Source organism: Shewanella sp. 0m-8 (assembly GCF_052977265.1).
The window spans coordinates 1-23,239 of sequence record NZ_JBRIMB010000008.1 but is presented as its reverse complement, the minus strand read 5'-3'; the positions used below and the strand labels follow the sequence as shown (position 1 = coordinate 23,239).

The following is a 23,239-nucleotide window of genomic DNA, read 5'->3' as shown; positions in this document are numbered from 1 at the left end:
TAGGGTATAGATTGATGAGTAGTAAACAAGAACCCGTCATCCTTGGGAAATTAGGTTCCAGTTTTGGCATTAAAGGTTGGTTGAAGATCACTACCTATACCGACTCTGTTGAAGGTATCTTTGACTATTCTCCTTGGCTTATTAAAGAGCAAGGTGAATGGCGCGAGGTTAAAGTCGCCCAGTGGCGTTTTCAGGGTAAAGCGGTTGTCGCTTGTCTTGAAGGCGTAACAACACGGGATGAGGCTCAAGCGCTTACTAATTGTGAGATTGCTGTGCCTGCTGAGCAGATGCAAGATTTACCAGAAGATGAATTCTACTGGCGAGATCTGATCGGATGTGAAGTGACTAATACCAAAGGCTACAACATGGGTACCGTTCAGGAGATCGTGGAAACAGGATCGAATGACGTACTTCTAGTTAAAGCTAACGCAAAAGATGGCTTTGGCAAAGCGGAACGTATGATTCCCTTTGTTACTGACCAGTTCATCCAAAAGGTGGACCTGGCAGCAAAACAGATTTTAGTGGATTGGGATCCGGACTTCTAAGTCGAGGTACAACATATGTGGTTAGGGGTAGTAACCCTGTTTCCCGAGATGTTTCGTGCCGTAACAGATTTTGGTGTAACGGGTCGTGCAGTTAGCAAAGGGTTGCTAGAGTTGCAAACGTGGAATCCTCGAGATTTCACCCATGATAAACATAAAACAGTGGATGATCGCCCTTATGGTGGTGGCCCTGGAATGTTAATGATGGTGCAGCCTCTACGTGATGCCATCCATGCAGCAAAAGCTGCAGCTGGAAAAGAGGCAAAGGTGATCTACCTTTCTCCTCAAGGCCGTAAGCTGACACAGCAAGGCGTTGAAGAGTTAGCGCAATCATCCAGTTTGGTTTTAGTGTGTGGTCGATACGAAGGTGTCGATGAACGTATTATTCAAACTGAAGTGGACGAAGAGTGGTCGATAGGAGATTACGTGCTTTCGGGCGGTGAACTTCCAGCGATGACTTTGATTGATTCAGTATCTAGATTGGTTCCTGGCGTGCTAGGAAAACAAGCTTCCGCAGAGCAAGATTCTTTCTCTGATGGATTACTGGATTGCCCCCACTATACGCGTCCTGAAAGTTTGGATGGCCTGGATGTTCCAGCCGTATTGTTAAGTGGTAACCACGAACATATTAGACGCTGGCGTCTACAGCAAAGCCTAGGTAGGACTTTGTTGAGACGACCAGAATTACTTGAAAATCTAGCTCTGACTGGCGAACAAGAGAAGCTATTAGCTGAATTTGTTGACACCATCAAACAAGATGATTAGTCGAAGCGCAGTTATTACTAGTATGGAGTTTATTTAATGAATAACATCATCAAAATGCTCAACGAAGAGCAAATGAAAACCGACGTACCACAATTTGGTGCCGGTGATACAGTAGTTGTTAAAGTACGTGTTGTAGAAGGCGGTAAAGAGCGTCTACAGGCGTTCGAAGGCGTTGTAATCGCTAAGCGTAACCGCGGCGTTCACTCTGCATTCACAGTACGTAAAATCTCTAATGGTGAAGGTGTTGAGCGTGCGTTCCAGACTCACAGCCCAATCATCTCTAGCATCGAAGTTAAGCGTCGCGGCCGTGTTCGTCGTGCTAAGCTTTACTATCTACGTGATCGTTCAGGTAAGTCTGCACGTATCCGTGAGAAGCTTGCTACTAAGTAATTTAGTACTTGCTATAAAAAAGATGCAGTGTTCGCACGAGAAACCGCCTATATGGCGGTTTTTTGTTGCCTAAATTTAATGGGCATTTCAATTTCCTTCCTGAATCTTCATGTTATTGGTATTACTCTTCAGCCGTATTTACGAAAGCTAGATTAGAAATTTTCATTTATAGAAAATGTCGCTTGATCTCACCGCTTCATCTAGGCATAGTGTTCTTAAGGTGTAATGCTGTACCGTTACAGTGGTACTCGGTTCGGACGATAAAACCGAGCTTAAAATATAAGTTGAGACGTTCTTCAGTGACATAAAGACTGTTAGCGCAAAGCAGATAAGAGATAAAGACAGGTGGTTATCATGCAACAAGACACAATTAATAATGTTCATATCAGTTCTGAGCAAGTTCTCGTGACTCCTGAGGAGTTAAAGCGCGATCTGCCTCTGTCTAAGCATGCTTATCAATATGTGCTAAATGCCCGAAAAACCGTGTCAGATATCGTACACAAACGTGATAATCGTGTGCTTGTGATCTCTGGTCCTTGCTCAATTCATGATATCGATGCCGCTAAAGAGTATGCTTTAAAACTTAAGAAACTTCATAATGAGCTCGGCGAGCAGTTTTTTGTATTGATGCGTGTTTACTTTGAAAAACCGCGTACAACGGTTGGCTGGAAGGGCATGATTAATGACCCTGATATGAATGAATCATTTGATGTTGATAAAGGTCTAAGACAAGCAAGAGAGCTAATGATTTGGCTTGCTGAGCTTGAGTTACCTGTTGCGACCGAAGCCCTGGATCCTATCAGTCCGCAATACATGTCAGAACTCATTACCTGGTCTGCAATTGGCGCACGTACAACAGAATCTCAGACTCACCGAGAAATGGCCTCGGGTCTTTCTATGCCAGTTGGCTTTAAAAACGGCACTGACGGCAAGCTGGGCGTTGCGATAAATGCGCTAGAGTCGGCCGCGAGTGGGCACCGCTTCATGGGGATTAATCAACAAGGTCAGGTGGCACTACTACAAACTGCCGGTAATCCAGATGGACATGTTATTTTACGTGGCGGTAAAACCCCAAATTATGACGCAGCAAGTGTCGCTGAGTGCGAACAGCAGTTACATGCGGCAAAGCTTAATGCACGCTTGATTGTTGATTGCAGCCATGGGAATTCGTCGAAAGATCACAATAAACAAAAGCCTGTATGTGAAGATGTATTTAACCAAATTGCTGTAGGTAATCAATCTATTATTGGTGTTATGCTAGAAAGCCACCTAAATGCAGGTAAGCAAAGTAGTGACATACCGATGAATCAACTGGCTTACGGTGTATCGGTGACCGATGCTTGTATAGACTGGCAAACCACGGAAAACTTGTTACGAGATGGTGCTAGCTTATTAGCCCCAATATTACCGACTCGATTTGATATGCTGAAAGTAGCAAATGGCTGATGGAAGAAAGATTGATGAATGAGAAGACTACAGCAGAGCTTGAGAACCTGAGGGGTTTGATTGACGGTGTCGATCAGCAGTTACTGCATTTACTGAGAAAACGTTTAGATCTTGTTGCACAAGTTGGCGCGGTAAAACATGGTGCAGGTTTGCCAATTTACGCGCCGCAGCGTGAAGCTAATATGCTAGCGAAAAGACGTGCTGAAGCGAAAGCGATGAATGTCGCGCCGCAACTCATTGAAGATATTTTACGTCGCCTTATGCGTGAGTCTTACCTTAATGAAAAGGACGTAGGCTTTAAGCAAATTAAGGCTGATTTGGGTCATGTGGTTATTGTGGGGGGGGAAGGTAAGTTAGGTGGGTTGTTCTCACAGATGTTAACGCTTTCTGGTTATCAGGTAAAAACGCTTGATAAAGATGATTGGATAAACAGCGAAAGCATCTTTGAGGGGGCAGGCTTGGTTATTGTCACCGTGCCGATAAACATTACCTGTGAATTAATTGCTGAGCAACTGACAAACTTACCTAAAGATTGCATCTTGGCCGATTTGACTTCCATCAAAGGAGCACCAGTGGAGGCGATGCTGGCAGCGCACTCTGGCCCCGTGCTTGGCTTACACCCTATGTTTGGTCCAGATGTAGGCAGCCTTGCAAAGCAAGTTGTCGTCGTGTGTCACGGCCGCGAGCAACAGGCTTATCAATGGCTGATAGAGCAGATTGAGATTTGGGGAGCTCGAATTGTTGAAGCTGAGCCAAGCAAACACGATAAAGCGATGCAATTGGTGCAAGCCATGCGACATTTTTCCTCTTTTGTATATGGCTTGAACCTTTACAAAGAGGAAGCAGATATTGAGTCATTGCTACAGTTTAGCTCGCCAATTTACCGCTTAGAGCTGGCTATGGTAGGACGCTTATTTGCCCAAAGCCCTGAGTTATATGCTGATATTATCTTCGCTCAAGAGGAAAGCCTTGTTGCGATCAGCGATTACTTAGATAACTACTCTCAGGCGTTATCTATTTTAAAGTCCGGCAATCGCGATGCGTTTGTGGCTCAGTTTGCAGAGGTGTCTCGCTGGTTTGGTGATTTTGCGCCGCAATTCCAACGTGAGAGTCGTGCGATGTTGCAATCAGTAAACGACATGAAGACTGGCTAATAACTGCTCGTAATCCTTAAATTGAAAAGGCGCTTAGGCGCCTTTTTTTGCTTTTGCTTTACTTACCTTTAATTGAATGACTGCGCATTTTTGGTCATGCTTATCACTACTTAAAAACTTCACTCTTGCGAATGCATCTTGAGATGACGTCGCTACCCTCGGCTCCTGCGCTTGCATTAATCACTGAAAATAAAGCTTTTTATTTTATATTCCTTCAGTACTTTAAGTGTTTATTAGTTAACACTTAAAGTGATCTCTTTCATAGTTTTAGCTTTTGTTGTTAGAAAACCCTTTTGCAATTCGTCAAGAAGCGTACACTAACATCAAAACATGCAGATGAGATGCATGATTAAAATATAGGAGTTAGTGTCGTGTTTTGTATTCAATGTGAGCAAACAATTAGAACACCTGCGGGTAATGGCTGTAGCTACACGCAAGGTATGTGCGGTAAGTCGTCTGATACCTCAGACTTACAAGATCTTCTTATCTATATTCTCCAAGGTGTGTCGTCATACGCGGCCCTTGCTCGTGAAGTCGGCATTATCGACCATGAGATTGATACCTTTGTGCCAAAGGCATTTTTCGCGACACTGACCAACGTTAACTTTGATGATGAGCGTATCATTGCTTATACCACCCAAGCTGAAACTTTCCGTAACCGTTTAAAGTCGGCATACGAAGCTAAGTGCGGTGAACTAAGCATTGAAGCCAAGCCAATGAATGCGCCTATGCAGTTGGTATTGGGCGCGACTAAGCCTGAAATGCTATCTCAAGCGCTTCAAGCTGTGCCTAACCGTGGTAAAGATGAAGTCCATGAAGATATTATGGGTTTACGTTTACTTTGCTTATACGGCCTTAAAGGCGCAGCAGCCTATATGGAGCATGCTCGCGTACTTGAGCAAACCAGCGATGAAGTGGCTGGCGAGTTCCACGAGATCATGGCTTTTCTTGGTGAAGACTCAGTTGATGCCGATAAGCTATTTAATACAGCAATGCAGATTGGTCAGCTTAACTACCGCGTAATGGCAATGCTCGATGAAGGGGAAACCCATGCCTTTGGTCACCCAGAGCCAACGCAAGTTAACACTAAATCTGTAAAGGGTAAGGCTATCTTAGTGTCTGGTCATGACATGAAAGATCTTGAGCTTATTCTTGAACAAACCCAAGGCAAAGGTATTAACGTTTACACCCACGGTGAGATGTTACCTGCACTGGCTTACCCTGAACTTAAAAAGTATCCACACTTAGTGGGCAATTACGGCAGTGCATGGCAGAATCAGCAAAAAGAATTTGCGACATTCCCTGGTGCAGTAGTAATGACGTCTAACTGTATTATCGACCCAAATGTGGGTGATTACTCAAACCGTATCTTCACTCGTAGCATCGTCGGTTGGCCTGGTGTGACGCACCTAACCGGTGACGATTTCAGTGAAGTGATTGCTAAAGCTGAGTCTCTAGAAGGCTTTATCTATGATGAGATCCCCCATCTAATCACCATAGGTTTTGCACGTAATGCGCTGATGGCTGCTGCACCTACTGTAATCGAGAATGTTAAGAGCGGTGCAATCAAGCATTTCTTCTTAGTAGGTGGTTGTGACGGTGATAAGCAAGAGCGTGGTTACTTCACGGATATCGCGACTCAAGCGCCTGCAGATTCAGTTATTTTGACACTAGGTTGTGGTAAGTATAAGTTCAATAAACTTGAGTTCGGTGACATCAATGGAATTCCACGTCTATTAGATATTGGTCAGTGTAATGATGCTTACTCAGCCATTCAGCTTGCAATTGCGCTTTCTGAAGCATTCGAGTGCGATATTAATGAATTGCCACTTACCTTAGTACTTTCATGGTTTGAACAAAAAGCGATTGTGGTATTGCTAACGCTACTATCACTGGGTGTGAAGGACATTATGACAGGTCCAACGGCACCAGCGTTTTTGACTCCTAACCTAGCTAAGGTGCTTGAAGAGAAGTTTGGTCTTCGTAACACCACAACCGTTGAAGCAGATCTAAATCGCATCCTTAATGTGGCGTAACTGCATCGATACGGGTGATAAGTAAGTTTAAAATGGTCACCAATGTGTGGCCATTTTTAGTTTAAGGGTTAACAACTTAGTTTGATAGGTAGGTATAGCGTGAATATGGCAATCAATAAGCAAACTTCTAATTTAGAATCTTTTTCGGCTCAGCAATGGCAGTCTGGCGAACATCAACTGGTGTGTGTTGAAAAATGGAATGAGACTCATGACGTTATCAGCTTTAGATTTCAAGCTGCCACTCCAGTTAAGTTTCATTTTAAGCCTGGTCAGTTTCTTACTTTATTGCTGGAAATTAATGGTGAGAAAATTGCTCGCAGCTATACCATTAGTTCGTCACCTTCTCGTCCATATTCTATTGTACTGACCATTAAGCGTATTGCAGGTGGCAAGGTTTCAAATTACTTAGCTGATAACCTTGAAGTCGGTCATATGGTGCGAGCTCTCGGCCCCGATGGCGTATTTAATTTAGTTGATATTCAAGCGCAAAAGTATCTGTTTTTAAGTGCTGGCTGCGGTATCACGCCTATGTACTCCATGTCTCGTTGGTTAACCGATACCGAAGTTGGCCCAGATGTGAGCTTTCTTCATAGTGCAAAATCTAGTAACGATCTTATATTTGAATCGTCCATTGCACAGATGGCTGAGCGAAGCGCCAAATTTAAGCTTAACTATGTTTTAGAAGAGGTTAGTGACCAAGCGAGTGCTTACATAGACAGTCAGGCTGGCCGTTTAAATGCAGATAACTTGGTGAGACTTGTACCAGACTTTAAAACTCGAACGGTTTTTGTATGTGGCCCTGAGCCTTATATGAAAGCAGTAAAAGCATTACTTGAGTCGTTAGACTTTGACATGCAGCAGTTTCACCAAGAGAGTTTCGGTACATTTAAAGGTGATAGCGCAGAGCTTAGTGCAGCGAAAGAGCAAGGTACTGATATTAGTTCTGATATTAATTCTGGTGCCAGCGGCTTTATGTTGAGTATTGGCGATAAAAGCCGCGCTCTGTCAGCAGAACAAACCGTATTGGACGGCATTGAAGCCGAAGGGTTACCTATTCTTGCTGCCTGTCGTTCAGGTGTTTGCGGCGCATGTAAGTGTAAGGTTGTTGAGGGTGAAACAGAGTCTACAAGCCAAATGGCATTGACTCCAGATGAGATAGCACAGGGCTTTGTGCTCGCTTGCTCAACCAAGTTAAAGTCAAACGTGACCTTAGAGTTGTAGATGTAAAAAATTAAGTTCGCTGTTTATAGCGCTATATTTATAGCTCTGTGTTTATAGAGTTAAGTCTATTGAATGAAAATCTGAAATAAATCAGGTGTGAAAGTTGCGTAACTCACTATGAGAAAGTAAGGTTAATGACAGGTCGTGATGGAATTGCGCCTGTCTTTATATACCAATCGATATCATTTCTCGATGGAGTGGCGTATGGCATCAACATTACATTCTCAATCACTAGCACTGGAAGATAAAAATCTTGCGCATTTTTTGTATGCGTTGATGGCATGCTTCCCGATAATGTTAGTACCAACAGCCCTGAGTCTTCTTATAAACCTGTATCAACCTCAGCAAAATGCCAATAGCATATTGGCAATACATTTACGTTGGCAGCGCTGGTCTATCATAGGTCTATTTTTAGTGATGTTAACAGGGTACTTATGTGCTCAGTCATGGTTGAGCGCCACGCTATATGTGGCCGGTGCGATATGGTTTAGCGGCAGAGTGATTAAAGGCTGGCTAAGCTTAATTGAAGGCCGCAAAATTTAATCCCTGTTACTTCTCTCTTTATTTTAATGAGACTTCACTGTGACTAGTTACGAAATCCTGTGTCTACTTTCCGCACTTTCTCTTGTTATTTCGCTTATTTCATCACGATTACATCGCTGGCAACAGACCATAACAATTACCGCATTAGCCTTAGGTTTAAGCTTAGTTATCTTAATCGCGGGTAAGATCTTTGGTATAAAAATATATTCAACTTTAGTAACCGATTTGGAGCAGCTCGATTTCAATGCTCTACTGCTTAACGGCATGTTGGGCTTCTTACTTTTTGCTGGTACGTTGCAGATTAAGCTGCATATTTTAAAAAAACAAAAGTGGGAAATTTTCATACTGGCTTTTGTTGGTACACTCATATCCACATTTCTTGTCGCTGGCCTGCTCTATTCATTCGCTTCTTTTATCGGTTTACCTTTAAATTTTAGTCATTGCTTACTATTTGGAGCACTGATTTCGCCAACAGATCCTATTGCGGTGTTGGCTATTATTAAACAGCTTGGCGCCCCCGAGGATATTGCAACTCAGGTTGAGGGGGAGTCGCTCTTTAATGACGGTATAGGTTTAGTGATTTTTATTACAGTTTCACAAGTCGCATTCTCAACTGAACCGTTAACATTTATTGATGTGAGTAAACTCTTTATTAGAGAAGCGATAGGAGGTTTACTTTACGGCGCAGTATTAGCCGCAATATTACATGGCATGCTGCATTTCTCCGAAGAGCGGACTCAGTATTTATTGATGACATTATTGGTGCCGAGTGCAGGTTATATCGGAGCCGATATGCTAGGTGTTTCAGGGCCATTAGCTATGGTTGCAGCAGGAATCATCATCGGAAATATCAGTGTGCCAAAGTTGCTAAAGAAAGAAGAACAAGGGCACCTAGAGAGTTTTTGGTTATTGATTGAGTCGTTCTTTAATTCGTTGCTGTTCCTGCTATTAGGCCTACTATTATTACTGATTCATTTCGATGTTGAGCTATGGTGGTTTATGCTGCTTGCCGTCCCAATCGTTTTGATAGGGCGCACTATTAGTATTTACTTGCCTTATTTGGTTTTTAGATGCTTCAGGCACTACAACTCATATGCAGAGAAGATCTTGGTCTGGGGAGGATTGCGTGGTGGGTTGGCATTAGCGATGGCGATGAGTTTACCTACCGGGATTATTGTCATCAGCGGCAGTAATATTGACCTTAGAGACCTGTTAATGGTGATGACTTACGCAGTGGTCGTTTTTTCTATTTTAGTTCAAGGGACAACGATTCCGAGCTTGATTGATAAAAGTAACGCTGAGCAAGCTGCCCAGCGTAAACGTTAATTTTACAAGGTAGGCGTGGACCTACTGTTGTTCATGTTTCACAAGCTGTTTATACCAGTTGTCAGCATATAGATGCCTGTATCAAGGCATCTATAGAAAGCAGTCTAATCAAACTACCTATAGCAAACTATCGACAGTCTAGTGGTATAGATTGCTTAATAACTCGTTAACCAGCTTTGCTGAGTCGGCTTTTGAAGCTTGCTCAATCGCGCTCAAGTTCACCATGATACCATCGCCTTTTAACTGCCTTATAGCCTTTACAAATGTTGGCATTTGCTCGACTTCAATCGCATAGCTTGGATTGACTAACACTGGTAAATGGCTCAGGGCTTTCAGCTCAACCAATGCCGCCAAATCCAGTGATGGTTTACCTGAGTTATTAAGAGTTGTGACCCCTGATTCACACAAGATAAGTTGTTGATTACCTTGGCTCAAGATAACCTCTGCTGCATTAAGCAGATCATCGACGCTAGCCATGGTATTGCGCTCGACTATAACAGGAACCAATAAAGAGCCAAGTTGGGTTAAAATGGCTTGGTTATACATTAGATTCCCCGATAGCATGACTACATCTGCAAACTGAGTCGCCATGGTTAAATCGGTTTCATGTTCAATGACAAGGACACAAACTAAATCAAATTGTGCGAGAGCATGCTTAAACTTATTGATGGAGTTAATGACATCGCTTTGCTGGTTTAATCCCTGTATCGCAACGGCTTGGAAACCTGATTCTTTAAGCTCTTTTGCTAGCTGCTCAACTTGCTGAAGCTCTAGGGGGAGTTGTACTTGAGCTATCGCACCGATATTACCGGCTCCTAGGTTTAGCTGGCCGCAGATAACTTGCGTAGACTCACTCTTATATTGCTTACTAAAGCGCTGTTGCTTATTACTGGTTGTTGCTGCAACAGTGGTCGACTTAGAGGTGTTAGGCTCAATCATCAACTGGCTATTACTCAGTTGAGTTGGTCTAACTGTTTCACAAGGGTAGCAGCCGAGTACTTTAATGAAGCGAGTAGTACGTTCTAGCTCTTTAAGCGCTGCTTGCATCGGCTCGCTTGATAGATTGGCATCGATATCTAAATAGAACATCTCTTCCCAAGGCGTACCCGGTATCGGGCGGGACTCAAGTTTACTCATGTTAAGATTACGGGCTTTTAATACCAGTAAGGCTTCGACTAATGCCCCTGGTTTCTGGCCTGTTGCCATGATCAGTGTACACTTTGCTGGAAGCTGCGATGGCACTTCAACAGCCTTTCTGGCGACAACGATAAAACGGCTTTGATTGATTTTTTGATTTGCGAGATCAGCTTCTATCGCCTCTAATTGATACAAGGCGCCGCCTTCTGCACTACCGATAGCAGCGACACTGTTATCATTTGCATTACAGACTTTTTCCATCGCTTCTGCACTACTAGAGCAATACTCTAGTTTGAATTCACCGTGCTGACTTAAGTAGCGACTGCATTGACTAATCGGCTGAGGATGTGCATAAACTGTTTTGATGTCACTAATAGTGCTGCCGCTATTGGCCAGTAAGCAGTGACCAACCTCGATGGTGGTTTCCCCAACAATAGCAAGACTGGTGTGCTGTAATACGTCATACACTTCGTTAATAGAGCCTGAAGAGGTATTTTCTATTGGCAGGAAGCCATAGTCGGCGTGGCCAGATTCAACGGCTTGTACTATTTCATCGAAACTTTTGCAGCCTAAATCTTGCATCTCCACTTGGCGTCTATCGCAGTATCGGCTGGCAGCTAGATAGGAGTATGAACCTCTAGCGCCAAGGTAGGCGATACAATATTGCTGCTGTTGGGTTTCTGGATTTGCGCGGCCGTGTAAATAAGCTTGCTGGTTAAGCACTGAGTCTTCGATGATGCTTTGATAGAGTGAGATGACATAATGGGCATCTAATCCTTGCTCACGCCCCTGTTTTACAAGACGTGATAACAGCTCTTTTTCCCGGGTAGTATCGCGGATTGGTCTGACATCGACTTCTTTACTGCGTGCGACATCTAGGCTTAATTCTCTGCGCTTTGCTAGCAGAGCCAGCAGTTCATTATCGAGATTGGTGATCTGCTCTCGAGTGTGATTTAAGGGTTGTGGTTTACTCATCTTAGCCTCTGACTCTTGTATTGCGCTTAGTATTAATACCCTAGTGATAAGCATGACAATGTATGCTTACCTTAGCTGATATAAAAAAGCCTCCCATGTGGGAGGCTTTGGAATTTTCACTTTCGTTTTTACACCGAAATTCCGCCTCCGAGGGTGGGGGACATAAAAAAGAAAGTAAAAAACGTAGTATGGATTTTATTCATTGAAATAAAACTAAAGCGGGGGGCCTTAAGTGTCAATAAAAACTTAGCCTAATTGAGTTTTTTGCAATAAAAAGCGCACCCGAAGGTGCGCTTTGCGTGTAAATTTAACAATAATATCAAGCTGCGTATTCCTCCTCTAGGTTGTCATCAAAGTCGTCATCAATGGCATCATCTTCTATTTTAAGTGTTGCGTGACGTTGACTTTCAGGTTTATGAGTCAGGCGGTTTAGCTGTTTCTCCAGCTTTTGTCCCATTGCATTAATAGCCGCATAGAGGTCGTCGTGTTTCGCCTGGGCAAATAACTTGGCACTTGGGATGCCGACAGAAGCTTCAATTTTAAACCCTTGCTTCTCCTGTAAAATAATTACGTGTGGATTAATTAGCTGCACATCGTGTCTTGCTAATTTCTCTAATCTGGCTTCAATACGTTCGCGGATAGACTCAGTAACTTCAAAATGCTTGCTAGTAATCTTTATCATATGTCGAACCTTTTGTTGTTTCCTTGAATTCAGACTACCAATCTCAGATATGAAAGTCGTGATCTAAATCACGTTTTATTGGCTCTTTTAAACTGTTCGCCTTTTATTTGATCACTTAGACAAATATAGACAATAACTGGCCAAATTTCCTTGTAAACCCCAAAAAATCAGGTCATATTGGATTGGATAAGTCGTCCCTTATTTAGTGTTTTCAGCAAAAAAATCAGTGTAAATAACTCGATAGCTCTTCAGTAATTCCTCGTTTATAATGACCTCCTCAGGTAAATTAATTTTCAAGAGTGACAGTTGATGGAACAAAATCTGGTCAAAATTAAAGTGTGGGATCTTCCTACACGTGTTTTTCATTGGGGGATGCTGTGCTTACTCGGTGGGTTATGGTGGACAGCCGATGCTGGTGAGATGGAGTGGCATCAAATTCTTGCCTATGGCTTGATGATTTTGATTGCTGTAAGGCTTATCTGGGGACTCGTTGGCAGTGATACGGCTCGTTTTAGTCACTTTGTTTATTCACCTAAAACGGTTATTCACTACCTCAATCGAACTCGACGCGAAGGGATCTCATCATCAATAGGCCATAATCCCGTCGGCGGTTACATGGTGGTGACCTTAATTACGCTTATCTGTATTCAGCTGATAACGGGCTTGTTTGCAACCGACGATATTTTTACTGAAGGCCCTCTGTATTCGTTTGTTAGCTCAGATACGGCAAGTTGGTTAACTTGGTTACATAAGAAGAACTTTGACTTGATTTTAATCTTAGCGGCAATGCACGTGTTAGCAGTTGGAGTGCACATGATTAAAGGCGATAAAATTCTTGGTGCCATGTTTAGCGGTTATAAAAGTCTACCAGAATCGGAAATCACAGATTCTAGCGCTAACAATTTAGCCTTCGCATCCATGTTAAAAGCACTTGTTTTAGTCTTAGTGGTGGGCGCTTTGGTACTGAACTATCTGATGTGGCCTGTGATTGATATGCTCTAAGGACTTAAATAAAAAGCCAGTCGGGACTCAGACTGGCTTAATGGAAAGTATGCCTCTAATTCTGGACTAGAGGGGCTGACGTTTATAGTTAGTCTTTTTTATAAACGTCATGACAGCCTTTACAGCTTTTGCCTGTATTGCCAAAGGCTTGCTTCATCTCTTTCTTATCACCGCTTTTTGCTGCCAGCGCAAGAATCGCGGCGTTCTCTTGGAAGGTTTTCATCTTGGCATCAAAATCAGCTTTATCACTCCAGACTTTAGCTAATGCTTCGGTGTCACCTTTATCAGAACCTGTAACAAAGCCTTCAAGTGGTAGCTTTGATAAGGCTGCAACATTTTCAGCTCGCATAGCAAAAACTTCAGCGTTGAACTCTTTTTTGCCTTTAAGCATTGCACCCATGTCACCAAAGTTATGGGCAATCATGCTAAATGCAGATTGACGGTAATCGATTGCGTCATCGGCTTCTTTAAAGTTATTTGCATATGCACTAGTGGCTAGGGTCGCAGTTGCTGCTAGTGCGATAAGGCTCATTTTGGCTGTCTTTTTCATGGTAATTCTCACGTTTTTATTGTGTTATGTCATCTGTTTTCGCCTAATGTATATAGTTTTATCTTGCTGACTGCAATCGTTTTTCACAATAGTTACTCTTAGTTACAAATGAGTTTTATTTAGCAAGACCTAATATTGTTATAAAAAGTGCATGGTGGTTGGCATTCTTGATACAATCGCTGTAATGACGCACTAGTACGTGATTGTGGCTGAAATTAGGAGATAAAATGCGAGCAGAATGGGGTTCGGTTTTAGAGAAAGTCTTATCGCATCAAGCGCAGGACGATTTAACTGTATTGTTTGAGCTGTTACTAACGGAAGAGGAACGCAGTGCTGTCGCGGGCAGGCTAAAAGTTTTTCAGATGTTATTAGATGGTGAGATGAGTCAGCGTCAAATTGCGCAGGAATACCAAATAAGTATTGCGACGATTACACGTTGCTCTAATTATCTTAAGCATATGACTGAGCAGCAAAGAGAAAAGGTTAGGCTGTTAATCTTGTAAATGACTAGGTACGAAGCAGGGCACGAGCAGGAATGGTTTCCTGATGTGCCGAGCAGATTCATCTTCACCTATCCGATATCACAATAGTGGCGCTGCAACGATTCGATGTTTGCGATACTGGGTACGTCTTAAACCTATATATAGTGCGTAGCTGAGCAACATAAGGCTCAATACTGGTGCTAACCTTGAGTCGAGTTTTAACAGAAGTAGCGCCATTAATAGGTAAAGTGCAGGGGTATGCTCATAAAGGGCTATAGGAAGTAAGCCTTTTTTTCTACGTTTTTTAGGATCCGTTCGGCGGTTACTCGAGCGTAATGCATAAATTTTACTTCCTAGCAGAAATAATAACACCGCAAAAAGCAGGGCGTAGGTCTGTTCTAACATAAGTATACTTGCGCTGGCGATAGTGAAGTAGCAGTAGGGTAGAGCTTCATAGACCGTTTTTGAGAGCATTGCAGTTCCTTTGCAAAAATAACTAATAATTCCGTAGCTTAATGTTAAGTTTTTTATTATAGAGCATAAAAAAAGCCCGTTTCATTATCATTAATGAAACGGGCTTGAATTCAACCTAAAGAACTAGTGTCTGCAGCCACAGCCGCCGTTACCGTCACAACCTTCTTTAGCTTCTTTAGCTTCTTTAGTTTCGTCATCACTGCAGCATCCGCCTTCGTGACCGTGATCGTGTCCGCCGCCACAACATCCACCTTCATGAGAATGTTCATGACCGCCGCATCCGCCGCCGTGAGCGTGAATGTGGCCGTGGGCAATTTCTTCTTCAGTCGCTGCACGTACTTCAAGTACTTCAACATTGAAAACTAAAGATTGACCTGCAAGAGGATGGTTGCCATCTACAATAACAACATCATCTTTAACTTCTGTCACTTGTACTGGACGTTGACCCATTTCAGTCTCTGCGATAAAACGCATACCTGGAACGATGTCTTCAATGTCGCCAAACGCTGATATTGGTACTTCTTGGCGAAGCCCATCATGATATGGACCGTAGCCTTGCTCTGCATCTACGGTGACATCAAGGGTGTCACCCTGTGCTTTGCCTTCAAGCGCAGCTTCTAGACCAGGGATCATGTTTTCTGCACCATGCAGATAGATCATTGGCTCGGCTTCAAAAGAACTTTCTACAAGCTGGCCTTTCGCATCTGATAATCGGTAATGGATGCTAACAGCACATTTTTCGGTGATTTTCATATTGGCTCCAATCGGAAATTTGCGCGCATTCTAGCCTGCTTTAACGCTATTTGCGATAGATTGAATGCACTTCTGCTACCTAAGCCACATCTTTAGGGGGAGAAATTAGTATTGGCTTAAACGAGCTGGATTAGATACAGAAGGAATTTTCATATCGAGTGCAAACTTATTCATAGGTCGATTTTTGTCAGTCTGTCAGCCCCTTTTTGCTGAACTATTAAGAATGTTACGTTTGGCCTATTTCATATTTAAGTCGTGGATTTGTACCGATTTTGATATTCTGACTTTTTAGGTGGCAGCTATCTGTTTGATTTTGATTGTGTTATTTGTTTTATGGGTTTTGGTTTACGTCAACGTAACTTAGCCGTTATGTAATAAATTCTTCATTAAACTCCCATTGATAGTTGTTTTATGGCTGTTTTATCTCGTTTATTGCTAATAGTCTTAATAATAACAATAAAGTTGGTTTTAGGGGTTGACACTCGTTAGCAAAAAAGCAATTGTGTTAGTACACAAATCAATCCAATTGGATAGAAACGAATTTATATGTTTAGCCAGGTTTTAATGAACACCACCATTATTACAACCACCACGATTACCAACGTGGGGGCGGGCTAAGCACAACCTGATATAAGTAAAATATCAAGCCCGCTCCCCCAAAAGGAGCGGGCTTTTTTGTTTCTTAGGTGGCGCGGCACAAGGAGTTTTTGATGAAAGTAATGAAATTTGGTGGAACCTCGCTGGCGAATTGGCAGCGCTTTAAAGGCGCAGCAGAAATTATCAGCCAGTCAGCTCATTCACAAGCAACCGCCGTAGTATTGTCAGCCCCAGCCACAGTGACAAATGGCTTGATTGAGATGGTTGATGTTGCGGTGAATGGCGGTGACTACCGCGCCGTGTTAGCCAAAGTAGGAAGGGTGTTTGATGAACTATATGCTGCGGCGGCTGCCAGCTTAAGTGCAGAACAAAATACTTTGCTTAATGAAAAACTGCAGCAACAACTCACATTTTGGCAAAGTAAGCTTGAAGGGATGAGCTTACTTGAAGAGTGCCCTGAAAGTGTTGAAGCACAAGTTTTAGTTGGAGGGGAAAAGCTATCATCTGCGTTAATGGTTGAGGTGATGAAGTCCTTTAACCATAGCGCTGATTTATTAGTGCCAGAGTCTCTACTTGTCGGTTATGGCCCTCGCCTAGAATCTGCTGTTGATATTGAAGCGAGTAAACTGCGCTTCAATGCACTGGATTTATCGGTCGCGCAGGTTTGGGTAATGCCTGGATTCACTGCAGGCGACAGCGAAGGCAAGGTGGTTACACTTGGGCGTAATGGTTCAGATTATTCTGCGGCGGTGTTGTCAGCTTGTCTTAGTGCTAGTTGCTGCGAGATCTGGACTGATGTGGACGGCATTTATAATACTGACCCACGAGTGGTGACAGACGCCAAGTTGTTATCGCAACTGAGTTATCAAGAAGCGATGGAAGTATCATATTTTGGCGCAAAAGTACTGCACCCAAAAACGGTCGCACCCATTGCTCAATATCATATCCCTTGTTATATCCGTAATACTTTTAACCCAGATGCAGTCGGCACTCTAGTGTCTGATAAGCCAGACGAAACAGGGTTACATGTTAAAGCCATTTCAAATTTAGATGATCAAACCATGTTTGATGTGTCGGGACCTGGTATGAAGGGGATGGTCGGCATGGCGAGTCGTACACTGGGGGCGATTTCGCGCTCCGGCGTATCTGTGTCCTTGATCACTCAAAGCTCCTCTGAATACAGCATCAGTTTTTGTGTTTCTACTGAAGATGCGATTAAAGCCAAGTTTGCCCTAGAGCAAGAATTTGAACTTGAACTTAAAAACGACATTTTAGAGCAGATTGAGATGCGTCACGATTTAGCGATAGTCTCACTGATTGGCGATGGTATGCGTACTCACAAAGGTGTTGCTGCCAAGTTTTTCCAGGCGCTTGCACAAGCGACCGTTAATATTGTTGCGATTGCTCAGGGATCATCAGAGCGCTCGATTTCAGCTGTTGTTGAGCAGCGCAAGACTAAGCATGCAATAGCGGCATGTCATCAGTCATTTTTCGATGTGCAACATTACCTTGATGTATTTCTTGTGGGCTGTGGCAACGTCGGGGCTGGGCTGCTTAAGCAGATTAATAAACAGCGCAAGATATTAAAGCAGCAGCATATTGCCATTCGGGTTTGTGGTGTCGTGAACTCACAAAAGATGTTGTTAGATGCCGAAGGTATCGATCTTAATAACTGGCAGGGGTTGTTAGCAGATTCTGAGCAGCAAGCGGATCTTGATGCGATGTTAGTGTGGGCGAAAGAGCAACAACTACTCAACCCTGTGCTGGTGGACTGTACTTCAAGTGAATTGGTATCCGATAAATATATTGATGTTATGAATGCAGGACTTCACGTTGTTACGCCTAATAAGAAGGCCAACACTCGTGATATGGCTTACTACCAAGATTTAAGGAAAACAGCGCTTAAACAGCGTCGACAATTTCTTTATGAAACCACAGTCGGCGCTGGGCTACCGGTTATCGATAACCTAAAAAAACTGCTATTCGCCGGTGATGAGCTGCAACGCTTTAATGGTATTTTATCCGGTAGCTTGTCCTACATCTTCGGTATGTTAGATGAGGGCATGACACTGTCTCAGGCGACATCTATTGCAAGAGATAAGTGCTTTACAGAGCCAGACCCTAGAGATGATTTAAGTGGCATGGACGTGGCGCGTAAGGTATTAATTTTGGCTCGTGAAGTGGGAATGAATTTGGAGCTGAGCGATATCCACGTAGAATCAGTACTGCCCGACTCATTTGATGCCTCTGGTGACGTGAATGCATTTATGAACAATTTACCGTCTCTTGATGCTGCCATTGCCCAGCGGGTAGAAGCGGCAAAATCACAGGGTAAAGTGCTGCGTTATGTTGGCCAAATCGATGAGGAGGGCTGCAAGGTTAAGATTGTTGAAGTTGATGCCGCCGACCCTTTATATAGTGTGAAAGGAGGTGAAAATGCGTTGGCCTTTTACAGCCGTTATTATCAGCCGATCCCATTTGTTCTTAGGGGGTATGGCGCGGGTACCGATGTTACCGCGGCTGGTGCATTTGCCGATATTTTACGTACACTAAATTGGACTCGAGAGGTGGGCGTATGAGTGTCACTATTTATGCTCCAGCATCGATGGGCAACGTCGGAGTAGGTTTTGATTTACTAGGCGCGGCGTTAGCGCCCGTCGATGGTAGCCTGCTTGGTGATAAAGTCACTGTAGAGGCTGCTGAGAATGGATTGTCGTTGGTTTTAGCGGGTCATTGGGCTGATAAGCTTCCGCAGGATCCGCAACTAAATATTGTTTATCAATGTGCTGAATTTTTCTTAAGCCATTTAGATAAAAGTGCGGGACTTAAATTAACCTTAGAGAAAAATTTACCTGTAGGCAGTGGACTTGGCTCGAGTGCTAGCTCAGTTGTGGCAGCATTGATGGCGCTGAATGAATATTTTCAGCAGCCATTTAATCCGCAAGAACTACTGCGATTAATGGGCGAGTTTGAAGGCAAAATTAGTGGTTCAATTCATTATGATAACGTTGCACCTTGTTACTTAGGGGGGGTGCAGCTAATGCTTGATACGCCCAAGAGTGTTTGTGAAGCGATCCCAGAGTTTAAGCAATGGTATTGGGTGGTGGCGTATCCAGGCATCTCGTTATCGACCTCAAGAATGCGCCAATTGATGCCAACTACATTCGATAAACAGACCACTATTGATTTTGGGCGTTATTTAAGTGCCTTTGTACACGCATCCTATAAGCAAGATGCAGATCTGGCGATTGCGGTATTAAAGGATGTGTTAGCTGAGCCTTATCGCGCTGGGGAGATCCCTCACTATCAAAATGCTAAAGCGGCTTTAGCCGAGTTAGGCATGCTAACGACGGGGATCTCTGGCAGTGGGCCAACACTTTTCAGTGTTACTGATGATCTGAGCGTCGCTCAACAAGCGCAGCAGTGGTTAGATACCTATTATATCGAAGCTGGTAAAGGGTTTTCTCATATCTGCAAAATTGATAGCACTGGCGCACGTAAAGTTGATTAAGCATGCAGGAAAAAGATCGTAATAAATTGAATTTAAAGGAAGTCACCATGGAATTGTATAACCTAAAGCACCCTTCACAGGTGGTAAGTTTTACTGAAGCGGTAAAGTTAGGTCTTGGAAAAGACAGAGGCTTGTTTTTCCCAAAACAGATCCCGCAGTTGCAAGATGTCGATAGTCTATTGGCGCTCCCCTTTGTTGAAAGAAGTAAGAAAGTCATTGGCGCTTGGTTAGCATCAGAACTTGGCCAAGATACAGTTGATAGATTAGTAGAGCGCGCCTTTAATTTTGAGCTGCCATTAGTGAAAGCCGATAGTAATCTCTATAGTCTTGAGCTGTTTCACGGCCCTACGCTTGCCTTTAAAGACTTTGGCGCTCGTTTTATGGCTCAGTGTTTAAATGAGTTAGCCAAATCAGAAAAAATTAATATTCTAACAGCGACGTCTGGCGATACTGGCGCTGCGGTAGCGGATGCATTTTATGGCTTAGATAACATTAATGTGGTTGTGCTATATCCAAAAGGAAAAATCAGTGTGCTACAGGAAAAGATGTTTACCACCTTAGGGGGGAACATCCATACCGTGGCGGTAGAGTCTGACTTTGATGCGTGCCAAACCTTGGTGAAGCAATCGTTTGAAGATCTTGATATTAGAGACGGTTTACATCTTAACTCAGCTAACTCTATCAATATCAGCCGCTTGCTGGCGCAAATTTGCTATTACTTTGAAGCGGTTGCTCAATTTAAGCTGCACAATGACAGCGATCCTGTTATTGCCGTTCCAAGTGGTAACTTCGGTAACCTAACGGCGGGCTTATTTGCTAAAGCCATGGGGTTACCTATCAAACGATTTATTGCTGCTACAAACAGTAATGATACCGTGCCACGCTATTTAGAAAGTGGTACTTGGTTGCCTGAAACAACGGTTGCGACAATATCTAATGCGATGGATGTAGCAGAGCCAAGTAATTGGCCACGTGTTGAAGCGATAGTGAAGGCGATGGATTGGTCTTTGGAAGATATTGTAGGGTTAGGGGTATCAGAAGCGCAAACAGCAGACTCTTTGCAAGCGCTTAATCGTTCGGGATACCTTTCAGAGCCCCATGCGGCTATTGCAGCATTAGCGCTTAAACAGACGATGACAGCAGATGAGAAGGGAATATTTCTCGCTACAGCTCATCCGGCTAAGTTTAATGAGGTGGTCGAGGAGATCCTTAATATTGAATTAGCGTTACCAGAGCCTTTAGCTAGAGTCGTTCCCAAAGCCATTTTATCGGCAGAATTACCGGCAGATTTTGAACTGTTAAAGGCTCACCTATTTAAGCTGTTATCGGTTTAGTATTTTACAAAATTACAAGTCGTTACTTAAACAAGGAAGCTGTTAACGCTTCCTTTTTTTGTTGCTTAAATGTGTTGTTAGTGCGACCTGTGTAAAGCTGTGCAATCTTAGTTTTCATACTCTTTATAGTTAGTTAGTTTATTTAGCAGTTGATGCAGGCTGTGGTACTTAGAACTAACGCTGTGTGATTTTGGTCACAAATTTTAGCTGTGAATTTTTATATTGTGCGCGGCAGTTTTTAAAGAGGGTTGTTATTGTGTTTCGTGCTGTCATAGGTGTTTTATTAGTGAGTCTGTTAAGTGGTTGTGCAACAGAAGAGTTTGAACTTTACCACAGGATTAATGAAGCTTATGACTTTGAAGTAACCCATTGTGACAGCTTCGCTATGGTGACAGGAGTTGGGCGAGGCGATAATGCACTCGCTGATGCAAGATTGAGCGCAATTAAGCAAGGCGAAGAGCTTAAAGGTACTCATATCGTATGGTTGCAATCAGACTTGGGCGAGCCAACCAAAGTCGTTGCTGTGATTTACAAATGTTTAATCTAGCAAAGGAGGGATGAAGTTCACTGCTTAGCGAGAAAACGTAACCAGTTTATCTCTTCCTGCCAGATCTCTGGGCGTATTGTTTCTAAAATAAGTGGGATCCCTTTAACCACATCGAGCTTCATTAAGCTGGCAAAAGCTTCTTGACCGATCTCCCCCTGTCCCAAGGATTCATGACGGTCTACTCTACTGTTGAGTGCCGTTTTACTGTCGTTTAAATGCATGGCTTTCAGGTATCGATTCCCCACTACCTTATCGAAAAGCTCAAAGGTTTGTTTGCAAGCAGCATGGGTGCGAATATCGTAACCTGCGGCAAACAGATGACAAGTATCAATACAGACCCCCACTCGAGACTTATCTTCCACACCATCGATGATCTGCGCTAATTGTTCGAAAGAGTGGCCTAGGTTTGAGCCTTGCCCTGCAGTATTTTCGATGACAGCAGTGACACCTGATGAGCGCTCTAAGGCTAAGTTAATTGATTGACTAATTTTTGCTAAGCATTCATCGATTGAGATCTGTCTTAGGTGACTACCTGGATGAAAGTTTAATAAGCTAAGGCCTATCTGTTCGCAGCGGTGCATTTCGTCGTAAAAAGCCTGACGAGATTTTTCTAGCAGCTCATTTTCAGGGTGACCTAAATTAATTAAGTAACTATCGTGAGGTAAAATAGATTCAAGGCTGATATTGGCATCAAGACAATGCTGTTTGAAAAGTAATATTTGTTTTTCTTCTAGATCATTAGCCTGCCAGCGACGCTGGTTTTTGGTAAACAGAGCAAAAGCGTTTGCGCCAATCGCAGCGGCATTAAGTGGAGCATTTGCGATACCGCCGGCCGCGCTAACATGGGCGCCAATAAGGTGAGAAGCTTGCATCTAAACTTGTCCTACTATCGATGTTCTATTTTCCAATATTATGCCACGGCATAGAAAAACCGGTTGGGTTTATAGAGGTAATATTTATTTTCAGTTAATTATCGAGCTATAACGTTATGTTAATTAATCTAAAATTAGTTGATCTTCATCATAAACTCGATGGCAGTCCACTTGTTATGTTGGGTGTTCTTTATACGATTTACTAATATTAGTGGTAGTGGGTGGAATTAGGATGGAGATGACTATGCTAGCGAGGCTCATGCGCGATCATAAACATATTGCTATTTTACTTAAGGTTCTAAAGGACAAATACACTAAGCTGGCGGCTGGCGAAGCGATAAACTACAACCTAGTGCGAGATATCGTGGAGTATATGCAAAGCTATGCTGAGCATAGCCATCATCCATTGGAAGAGGTCATTTCAGAGTTTTACTGGAATAAGCTAGGCCGGGCACATATCAATGAAAAGCTCACTTCAGAACATCAGAAGTTAGGTGAAGCATCGGCGTCTTTGATGGCGACATTAAACCTGATTTTAAATGATATTGTGGTATCAAAACAGCAGTTAGTTACTGATTTAGAAAATTATGTGCGTTTACAGCAAGCGCATATGGAGTTTGAGGAATCGACAGTGTTTCCAAAGTGGAGGGAGGTTATTACCAATGAAGACTGGCACGTGGTTGCGGCTATGTGTGATGCTCGTTTGATTGATGACCCTTTGTTTAGTGATAACGATAAGGCGCTGTTTGAAGAACTTAGAGAGTACTTAATCGCGGCGGAATAGCTAGGTTCAACTCAGAAACTGAATTAAGAACTAAATCAGCGAGGGTGTAACAGATTCTGTGTAACTGCAGTTTTAGTTAATATGTTTCACAAGTCTGTCTTCAAACTCAATAATAA

At 43.0% G+C, this 23,239-nt stretch carries 22 protein-coding genes and 1 other annotated feature; of the genes, 16 read left to right on the top strand and 6 right to left on the bottom strand.

Going from position 1 to position 23,239, the window contains the following annotated elements:
* The first annotated feature begins 14 nt into the window (after window positions 1-14).
* The 9 genes from rimM (at window position 15) to ACVBIO_RS05560 (ending at window position 9,423) form a co-directional block, all read left to right on the top strand.
* Complete coding sequence (gene rimM, locus ACVBIO_RS05600) at window positions 15-545, top strand: ribosome maturation factor RimM (protein ID WP_447160428.1); 531 nt, start codon at window positions 15-17, stop codon at window positions 543-545.
* A 15-nt stretch (window positions 546-560) separates the two neighbouring features.
* Window positions 561-1,307, top strand: a complete 747-nt coding sequence (trmD, locus tag ACVBIO_RS05595; RefSeq protein WP_447160429.1) for a tRNA (guanosine(37)-N1)-methyltransferase TrmD — start codon at window positions 561-563, stop codon at window positions 1,305-1,307.
* A gap of 36 nt (window positions 1,308-1,343) precedes the next feature.
* A complete protein-coding gene (gene rplS, locus ACVBIO_RS05590; RefSeq protein ID WP_012276214.1) occupies window positions 1,344-1,697 on the top strand; it encodes a 50S ribosomal protein L19 in 354 nt (117 codons plus the stop codon).
* A gap of 354 nt (window positions 1,698-2,051) precedes the next feature.
* Window positions 2,052-3,143, top strand: a complete 1,092-nt coding sequence (locus ACVBIO_RS05585) for a 3-deoxy-7-phosphoheptulonate synthase (RefSeq protein ID WP_447160430.1) — start codon at window positions 2,052-2,054, stop codon at window positions 3,141-3,143.
* A gap of 14 nt (window positions 3,144-3,157) precedes the next feature.
* Window positions 3,158-4,297 (top strand): bifunctional chorismate mutase/prephenate dehydrogenase, encoded by a 1,140-nt coding sequence (tyrA, locus tag ACVBIO_RS05580; RefSeq protein WP_447160431.1) that lies wholly within the window; start codon window positions 3,158-3,160, stop codon window positions 4,295-4,297.
* A 371-nt stretch (window positions 4,298-4,668) separates the two neighbouring features.
* Entirely contained in the window at window positions 4,669-6,333 is a 1,665-nt protein-coding gene (gene hcp / locus ACVBIO_RS05575) for a hydroxylamine reductase (RefSeq protein WP_447172163.1), read from the top strand.
* Between the two features lie 105 nt (window positions 6,334-6,438).
* Window positions 6,439-7,554, top strand: coding sequence for an FAD-binding oxidoreductase (locus tag ACVBIO_RS05570; protein WP_447172162.1), 1,116 nt, complete (start codon window positions 6,439-6,441; stop codon window positions 7,552-7,554).
* Window positions 7,555-7,758: 204 nt separating this feature from the next.
* Window positions 7,759-8,097 (top strand): hypothetical protein, encoded by a 339-nt coding sequence (locus ACVBIO_RS05565; RefSeq protein WP_447172161.1) that lies wholly within the window; start codon window positions 7,759-7,761, stop codon window positions 8,095-8,097.
* A 39-nt stretch (window positions 8,098-8,136) separates the two neighbouring features.
* Complete coding sequence (locus tag ACVBIO_RS05560) at window positions 8,137-9,423, top strand: cation:proton antiporter (protein ID WP_447164995.1); 1,287 nt, start codon at window positions 8,137-8,139, stop codon at window positions 9,421-9,423.
* Window positions 9,424-9,561: 138 nt separating this feature from the next.
* On the opposite strand, the gene pheA is transcribed toward ACVBIO_RS05560, so the two are convergent.
* Together pheA and hpf are read right to left on the bottom strand one after the other, a co-directional pair.
* On the bottom strand, window positions 9,562-11,535 hold the full coding sequence (pheA, locus tag ACVBIO_RS05555; protein WP_447172160.1) for a prephenate dehydratase: 1,974 nt from the start codon (window positions 11,533-11,535) through the stop codon (window positions 9,562-9,564).
* A 79-nt stretch (window positions 11,536-11,614) separates the two neighbouring features.
* Window positions 11,615-11,735, bottom strand: a sequence feature (Phe leader region).
* Window positions 11,736-11,854: 119 nt separating this feature from the next.
* The gene (gene hpf, locus ACVBIO_RS05550) at window positions 11,855-12,217 is read right to left on the bottom strand and encodes a ribosome hibernation-promoting factor, HPF/YfiA family (RefSeq protein ID WP_012154318.1); all 363 of its coding nucleotides are present in this window, start codon (window positions 12,215-12,217) and stop codon (window positions 11,855-11,857) included.
* Window positions 12,218-12,526: 309 nt separating this feature from the next.
* Here hpf and ACVBIO_RS05545 point away from each other — a divergent pair, with 309 nt between their 5' ends.
* The gene (locus tag ACVBIO_RS05545) at window positions 12,527-13,219 is read left to right on the top strand and encodes a cytochrome b/b6 domain-containing protein (protein ID WP_447163716.1); all 693 of its coding nucleotides are present in this window, start codon (window positions 12,527-12,529) and stop codon (window positions 13,217-13,219) included.
* An 88-nt stretch (window positions 13,220-13,307) separates the two neighbouring features.
* Here ACVBIO_RS05545 and ACVBIO_RS05540 read toward each other — a convergent pair whose 3' ends face one another.
* A complete protein-coding gene (locus tag ACVBIO_RS05540) occupies window positions 13,308-13,751 on the bottom strand; it encodes a c-type cytochrome (RefSeq protein WP_447172211.1) in 444 nt (147 codons plus the stop codon).
* Window positions 13,752-13,996: 245 nt separating this feature from the next.
* On the opposite strand from ACVBIO_RS05540, the gene trpR reads away from it, so the two are divergent.
* Complete coding sequence (gene trpR / locus ACVBIO_RS05535) at window positions 13,997-14,272, top strand: trp operon repressor (protein WP_439267710.1); 276 nt, start codon at window positions 13,997-13,999, stop codon at window positions 14,270-14,272.
* Between the two features lie 78 nt (window positions 14,273-14,350).
* On the opposite strand, the gene ACVBIO_RS05530 is transcribed toward trpR, so the two are convergent.
* Window positions 14,351-14,725, bottom strand: coding sequence for a hypothetical protein (locus tag ACVBIO_RS05530; protein ID WP_447160439.1), 375 nt, complete (start codon window positions 14,723-14,725; stop codon window positions 14,351-14,353).
* Window positions 14,726-14,848: 123 nt separating this feature from the next.
* On the bottom strand, window positions 14,849-15,478 hold the full coding sequence (slyD, locus tag ACVBIO_RS05525; RefSeq protein WP_447172159.1) for a peptidylprolyl isomerase: 630 nt from the start codon (window positions 15,476-15,478) through the stop codon (window positions 14,849-14,851).
* A 710-nt stretch (window positions 15,479-16,188) separates the two neighbouring features.
* Between slyD and thrA the strand changes: the two genes are divergently transcribed.
* The 4 genes from thrA (at window position 16,189) to ACVBIO_RS05505 (ending at window position 21,467) form a co-directional block, all read left to right on the top strand.
* A complete protein-coding gene (thrA, locus tag ACVBIO_RS05520; protein WP_447163715.1) occupies window positions 16,189-18,654 on the top strand; it encodes a bifunctional aspartate kinase/homoserine dehydrogenase I in 2,466 nt (821 codons plus the stop codon).
* Complete coding sequence (gene thrB / locus ACVBIO_RS05515; RefSeq protein ID WP_447172158.1) at window positions 18,651-19,586, top strand: homoserine kinase; 936 nt, start codon at window positions 18,651-18,653, stop codon at window positions 19,584-19,586. Before thrA ends, thrB begins: the two co-directional genes overlap by 4 nt.
* Before the next feature lie 47 nt (window positions 19,587-19,633).
* Window positions 19,634-20,920 (top strand): threonine synthase, encoded by a 1,287-nt coding sequence (thrC, locus tag ACVBIO_RS05510; protein WP_447160443.1) that lies wholly within the window; start codon window positions 19,634-19,636, stop codon window positions 20,918-20,920.
* A 256-nt stretch (window positions 20,921-21,176) separates the two neighbouring features.
* Window positions 21,177-21,467, top strand: a complete 291-nt coding sequence (locus tag ACVBIO_RS05505) for a hypothetical protein (RefSeq protein ID WP_447160444.1) — start codon at window positions 21,177-21,179, stop codon at window positions 21,465-21,467.
* Window positions 21,468-21,484: 17 nt separating this feature from the next.
* Here ACVBIO_RS05505 and nfo read toward each other — a convergent pair whose 3' ends face one another.
* Window positions 21,485-22,339, bottom strand: coding sequence for a deoxyribonuclease IV (gene nfo / locus ACVBIO_RS05500; protein ID WP_447160445.1), 855 nt, complete (start codon window positions 22,337-22,339; stop codon window positions 21,485-21,487).
* A gap of 244 nt (window positions 22,340-22,583) precedes the next feature.
* Here nfo and ACVBIO_RS05495 point away from each other — a divergent pair, with 244 nt between their 5' ends.
* A complete protein-coding gene (locus ACVBIO_RS05495) occupies window positions 22,584-23,123 on the top strand; it encodes a hemerythrin domain-containing protein (RefSeq protein WP_447160446.1) in 540 nt (179 codons plus the stop codon).
* Window positions 23,124-23,239: the final 116 nt, after the last annotated feature.

Bases quoted from the DNA above. Each gene is read 5' to 3' on its own strand.
- rimM (WP_447160428.1), top strand. From the start codon at position 15: ATGAGTAGTAAACAAGAACCCGTCATCCTTGGGAAATTAGGTTCCAGT.
- trmD (WP_447160429.1), top strand. From the start codon at position 561: ATGTGGTTAGGGGTAGTAACCCTGTTTCCCGAGATGTTTCGTGCCGTA.
- rplS (WP_012276214.1), top strand. From the start codon at position 1,344: ATGAATAACATCATCAAAATGCTCAACGAAGAGCAAATGAAAACCGAC.
- ACVBIO_RS05585 (WP_447160430.1), top strand. From the start codon at position 2,052: ATGCAACAAGACACAATTAATAATGTTCATATCAGTTCTGAGCAAGTT.
- tyrA (WP_447160431.1), top strand. From the start codon at position 3,158: ATGAATGAGAAGACTACAGCAGAGCTTGAGAACCTGAGGGGTTTGATT.
- ACVBIO_RS05570 (WP_447172162.1), top strand. From the start codon at position 6,439: ATGGCAATCAATAAGCAAACTTCTAATTTAGAATCTTTTTCGGCTCAG.
- ACVBIO_RS05565 (WP_447172161.1), top strand. From the start codon at position 7,759: ATGGCATCAACATTACATTCTCAATCACTAGCACTGGAAGATAAAAAT.
- pheA (WP_447172160.1), bottom strand. From the start codon at position 11,535: ATGAGTAAACCACAACCCTTAAATCACACTCGAGAGCAGATCACCAAT.
- hpf (WP_012154318.1), bottom strand. From the start codon at position 12,217: ATGATAAAGATTACTAGCAAGCATTTTGAAGTTACTGAGTCTATCCGC.
- ACVBIO_RS05545 (WP_447163716.1), top strand. From the start codon at position 12,527: ATGGAACAAAATCTGGTCAAAATTAAAGTGTGGGATCTTCCTACACGT.
- ACVBIO_RS05540 (WP_447172211.1), bottom strand. From the start codon at position 13,751: ATGAGCCTTATCGCACTAGCAGCAACTGCGACCCTAGCCACTAGTGCA.
- trpR (WP_439267710.1), top strand. From the start codon at position 13,997: ATGCGAGCAGAATGGGGTTCGGTTTTAGAGAAAGTCTTATCGCATCAA.
- ACVBIO_RS05530 (WP_447160439.1), bottom strand. From the start codon at position 14,725: ATGCTCTCAAAAACGGTCTATGAAGCTCTACCCTACTGCTACTTCACT.
- slyD (WP_447172159.1), bottom strand. From the start codon at position 15,478: ATGAAAATCACCGAAAAATGTGCTGTTAGCATCCATTACCGATTATCA.
- thrA (WP_447163715.1), top strand. From the start codon at position 16,189: ATGAAAGTAATGAAATTTGGTGGAACCTCGCTGGCGAATTGGCAGCGC.
- thrB (WP_447172158.1), top strand. From the start codon at position 18,651: ATGAGTGTCACTATTTATGCTCCAGCATCGATGGGCAACGTCGGAGTA.
- thrC (WP_447160443.1), top strand. From the start codon at position 19,634: ATGGAATTGTATAACCTAAAGCACCCTTCACAGGTGGTAAGTTTTACT.
- nfo (WP_447160445.1), bottom strand. From the start codon at position 22,339: ATGCAAGCTTCTCACCTTATTGGCGCCCATGTTAGCGCGGCCGGCGGT.
- ACVBIO_RS05495 (WP_447160446.1), top strand. From the start codon at position 22,584: ATGCTAGCGAGGCTCATGCGCGATCATAAACATATTGCTATTTTACTT.